2 protein-coding genes and 1 pseudogene are annotated in these 3484 nt (G+C 62.2%); all 3 read left to right on the top strand.

Translation table 11 applies throughout. The annotated features are described in order from the left end of the window. Window positions 1–627: 627 nt before the first annotated feature. A complete protein-coding gene (acpP, locus tag NZM16_RS05210; RefSeq protein ID WP_295449808.1) occupies window positions 628–867 on the top strand; it encodes an acyl carrier protein in 240 nt (79 codons plus the stop codon). A 336-nt stretch (window positions 868–1203) separates the two neighbouring features. Further along, a complete protein-coding gene (gene hutU, locus NZM16_RS05205) occupies window positions 1204–2874 on the top strand; it encodes a urocanate hydratase (RefSeq protein WP_295479116.1) in 1671 nt (556 codons plus the stop codon). Window positions 2875–3200: 326 nt separating this feature from the next. Then, window positions 3201–3484, top strand: a pseudogene (locus tag NZM16_RS05200) (hypothetical protein); the annotation flags it as partial.

Below are 3484 nucleotides of genomic sequence, written 5' to 3'. Positions count from 1 at the left end.
GGGGTGGGAAGGCCGCCTTCGGCGGCCTTCCCTGCCCCAAAAAGCCCCCCCTTTAGAATCCATCGCACGGGCTTGCAAGGGCTGAAAATCCCAGCCCGGATGGCAACTGGGCAAGGCGGGGTCATCTTACTTCGGCGCGGGGAGGCATGTCAAGATCCCGGTGGAAAGGGAGGTGCAGGAGGTGTAAATGGTGGGGTCACAGATGGCGGTCCGCACGCCCGAGAATATTTTAGCCCTGTGGGAATTGGCGTGAGGAGGATTTGCTACATCCCCACATCTGGGGATGCAGCAGATCACCCTCTCAGATCTAAGCCCCATAGGCGGGATCCCTCCAAAGAGCTTCCTTGACGTTCTCTGCAGGTCGGATAGAATGCTAACTATAATGCCATGTGCGCCTTCAGACGACGAGTTCGATCCAAGGCCCTCGGGAGGGAAGCAGGCCAGGCCCTGGGGTCCTGGGGAGGGGAGAGAAAGAATTTTGGGGTTGGGGTGCCGCCGAAGGCGGCGCCCCAGCCCCAGAATCCCTGGGAGAGCAGGGAGGAGGGGCTTCGGTATCTTTCGCTCTTCGTAGGAACGCCACGCCAAGTTGTGGCGCCAGACACTACAAACCCTGGCTGGGAGGTTTCCATGAGCACAGTCTTTGAGCAAGTGCGGGATGTGATTGTGGAAGTGCTCGGCGTGCCGCCGGAGAAAGTGACGCCGGAAGCCCGTTTCCGAGAGGATCTGGAAGCCGATTCCCTGGATCTGGTGGAGCTGATCATGGCCCTGGAGGAGCGGTTCGGAGGCGAGATCTCCGATGAGGATGCGCAGAAGATCACCACGGTGGGCGAGGCGGTTGCCTACATCGAGAAACACATGGCGAAGTGATCCCCTTTCTCCATTCAGATCCTGGGCGAAGGCAGAAGCGGGGCTTCCGAGCTATTGTTGGTTTTCCTCGGAATGATTTGCCAGGCAGAAAGCTGCGCGTCCCCCTCGCGCAGCTTTCTGTTTTTCACTGGGATCGCACGATCTTCCACGCCCCGAAGCAATGCAAGGAGAGGATCGAAAGCTTTTTCAGAGGTCGGGAAGGCTACGGAAGGCAGCTTTCCCGATCTCTAAGAGGAGAAGGCATCCTGCCTGTCTTCCCCTGCGGTTTGATCGGATTTGCTTGCGGTTCGAAAATGCGCTAAAGGTGAAGGTAGAGTCTGAATTCTGGAGGTTTCCATGACCTCAAGCGGGATCCCCCCGGTGATCCGTGCGCCCCGAGGGAAAACCTTGGCCTGTAAGAACTGGCAGATCGAAGCCGCTTATCGCATGATCCAGAACAATTTAGATCCCGAGGTGGCGGCGGATCCAGCGAACCTCATCGTTTACGGCGGCCGCGGCAAGGCGGCCCGCAACTGGGAATCGTTCGATGCGATCCTAAAAGCCCTGCGGGACCTCGAGCCTGATGAAACCCTTCTGGTGCAATCCGGTAAGCCCGTCGCCATCTTCCGCACCCATGAGCTCGCCCCTCGCGTCCTGATCGCCAACAGCAATCTGGTCCCCCACTGGGCTACCTGGGAGGTCTTCGATGAGCTGGAGCGCAAGGGGCTGATCATGTTCGGCCAGATGACAGCCGGCGCCTGGATCTACATCGGCACCCAGGGGATCCTCCAGGGAACTTACGAAACGCTGGCCGCCTGCGCCCGAACCCATTTCGAGGGCAGTCTCAAGGGGAAGTGGGTGCTGACCGCCGGATTAGGGGAAATGGGCGGTGCCCAGCCCCTGGCGATCACAATGAACGAGGGGGTGGGCCTCATCGTGGAGGTGGATCCGCGCCGAGCCCGGCGCCGCCTCGAGCACGGATTCCTTGATGAGATCGTTGAGGATCTGGATGAAGCCTTGCGACGGGTGGAGCATTACCGGAAGACCGGCCAGGCGCGCTCCATCGGGCTCCTGGGGAACGCGGCAGAGGTTTTCCCTGAGCTGGCCCGCCGGGGGATCATCCCGGACGTGGTCACCGACCAGACCCCGGCTCACGATCCCCTGATGTATGTCCCTAGGGGCCTCTCGGTCTTCGAGGCGGAGGAACTCCGGGTCAAAGACCCCCAGACTTATATCCGGCGGGCGAAGGAGAGCATGGCCGTCCATGGGGAGGCCATGTTGGCCTTCCATCGGGCGGGAGCGGTGGTCTTCGATTATGGGAACAACCTGCGCCAGCAGGCCTACGAGATGGGCGTGAAGGACGCCTTCGCCTACCCGGGCTTCGTGCAGGCCTACATCCGGCCGCTGTTCTGCGAAGGGAAAGGCCCCTTCCGCTGGGTCGCCCTTTCGGGGGATCCGGAGGACATCTACCGGACCGACCAGGCGATCTTGGAGCTATTTCCGGAGGACGAGAGCCTGCGCCGGTGGATCGCCATGGCCCAGAAGCGGGTGCGCTTCCAGGGCCTGCCGGCCCGGATCTGCTGGCTGGGCTACGGGGAGCGGGACCGGGCGGGGCTCTATTTCAATGAGCTGGTGCGCAGGGAGGAGCTGGGCGCGCCGGTTGTGATCGGGCGGGATCATCTGGACGCGGGCTCGGTGGCCAGTCCGAACCGGGAGACGGAGGGGATGAAGGACGGCTCCGACGCCATCAGCGACTGGCCGATCCTGAACGCCCTGTTGAACGCCGTGGCGGGCGCGACCTGGGTGGCCTTCCATCACGGCGGTGGGGTGGGGATCGGCTTCAGCCAGCACGCTGGGATGGTGGTGGTGGCCGATGGCACGAAGGAGGCGGAGTGGCGTCTGGAGCGGGTGTTGCGAACCGACCCGGGCCTGGGGGTGGTGCGCCACGCCGATGCGGGATACGAAAAAGCGATCGAGGTAGCCCGGCGATATGGGATCAAAATGCCAATGCTTCGAGGAGAGGGCTGAGACCGGGGCGTAGGGTCTGAGGCGGATGAGGGTGGCGACCGCTCCTCCTTCGCGCCGCGGCGGTGTGGGAGAGGGATCATGGATCCCTCGGACATGGATCCGCTGTCCTGTCTGGGCTCAGAGTTTTCCGCCGGATCCGTGTCACCGTTCCATCTGCCTGGTTTATAATTAGCCATAGCATACGGGGAGGAAACACCACGTAGAGCGCCTGATTTCGGCCCTGTGGATCATCCCTGCCTCCCCTGGGGGAAGAAAGGGCGAGATCAGAGGAGGGGATCAGGTTCCTTCGTATCACTCTACAATCTCATCGGCAGAGGAGAACGCGTATGGGATTCACTGTGAAAGATTTTTCAGATCTCCTCCGCCTGTTGCGGGAACATCAGGAATGGCGAGAACAGCTACGAGCGCTGATCCTGACGGAGGAGCTGTTGCGGCTTCCGGCAGAGTTTCGGGCTTTCCGAGATGAGATCTTCGAGGCCTTCCGCCGGGAAACCGAAGCCCGCTTTCAAATGCTGGCGGAGGCCCAGCGGCGCACGGAGGAGCGGGTGGAGCAGCTGGCGGAGGCCCAGCGGCGCACGGAGGAGCGGGTGGAGCAGCTGGCGGAGGCCCA

The organism is Thermoflexus sp. (assembly GCF_025055495.1).
GTDB lineage: Bacteria > Chloroflexota > Anaerolineae > Thermoflexales > Thermoflexaceae > Thermoflexus.
This window is presented reverse-complemented; position numbering and strand designations above follow the sequence as displayed.